The organism is Pseudomonas profundi (assembly GCF_008638305.1).
Classification (GTDB): domain Bacteria; phylum Pseudomonadota; class Gammaproteobacteria; order Pseudomonadales; family Pseudomonadaceae; genus Halopseudomonas; species Halopseudomonas profundi.
Window position 1 is genome coordinate 1 of the sequence record NZ_VTPZ01000046.1, and the last position, 727, is coordinate 727.

Genomic DNA, 727 nt, shown 5'->3' on the forward strand with positions numbered 1-727 from the left:
GTTGTCGTAGCTGTCTCCTTTGCTACCAACAGAGGGCTCTATTCCAGCCTCAGCGAGACGCTCCGTATAACGAATAGAGACGTACTGACTACCCCTATCGCTATGGTGGATCAGACCGTCCGTGTGGCCTGGCTGCCGAGCGTAGAGTGCTTGCTCCAGAGCATCGAGCACGAAGTCCGTTTTCATGCTGTTGCTCACACGCCAGCCGACGATACGTCGCGCAAAGACATCGATAACGAAGGCTACGTAGAGCCAACCCTGCCACGTTGATACGTATGTAAAGTCTGAAACCCATAACTGATTGGGACGGTCAGCTTTGAACTGGCGTTGAACCTTGTCGAGAGGACAGACGGCGTTGCCATCAGGCACCGTGGTACGAACTACCTGGCCGCGCCGAACACCCTGCAACCCCAAGTGGCGCATCAGTCGCGCAACGGTACAACGGGCAACGTGCACCTTGTCGCGCCTGAGTTGCTTCCAGACCTTCACGACGCCATAGCAGCGCATGTTGTCCTCCCATACACGCTTGATGTCCTCACACAGCAACTCATCCTGTTGGGCGCGAGTGCTTCGCCGTTCAGGCTGTCGGGCACGTGCTGCATGCAGGTAGTAACCGGACGGAGCGATCTGCACCACGCGGCAGATCGACTCGACCCCGTAACGGTCACGGTACTCGTCAACGAAGGCGTTCAGGGTTTGTTGCGGCGGTCGAGCTCCGCCTGGGCAA

The 727-nt window shown here is 57.9% G+C and carries 1 protein-coding gene and 1 other annotated feature; the gene reads right to left on the reverse strand.

Translation table 11 applies throughout. The annotated features are described in order from the left end of the window. A partial coding sequence (locus FZE95_RS19500; protein ID WP_150302448.1) for an IS3 family transposase occupies positions 1–727 on the reverse strand: 727 nt, incomplete at both ends. After that, positions 619–727: a sequence feature (AL1L pseudoknot), on the reverse strand. This feature is flagged as partial in the annotation. (Overlaps the previous gene by 109 nt.)